The 324-nt window shown below is 43.2% G+C and carries 1 protein-coding gene; it reads right to left on the bottom strand.

The genetic code is table 11. The features are described from left to right. Positions 1–324 (bottom strand): phospholipase D-like domain-containing protein (locus AC3Y5R_RS24205; RefSeq protein WP_489923424.1); only part of this gene is annotated, 324 nt, incomplete at both ends.

Below are 324 nucleotides of genomic sequence, written 5' to 3'. Positions count from 1 at the left end.
ACACACAGCAGTTCTTCATCCTCAATCACAATTTTGCTGTGAACACGATTAACCAATTTCGTAGCGATACCCATCTTATTGAGCTTTTCAACAGCATCATTCAGCAGATGTTGTTTCTCCTGACGCTTATCATCATCGACATGCGCTATATTGCAGTTTTTATCCGTCACCACGGTAATATCAATGCCCCGGGAACGGGCCAAAGCCATTGATGCCAGAAATCCCGTTTGCTCCACTTTTTGCCAGGATAACCAAGGGGAAATAATCGTTATTTTCTTTTGAGCTCCGGCAAGAGTCTTGTTCAAAAATTCATCATGCTGCTCC

Source organism: Erwinia sp. 009765445 (genome assembly GCF_058137865.1).
This window is presented reverse-complemented; position numbering and strand designations above follow the sequence as displayed.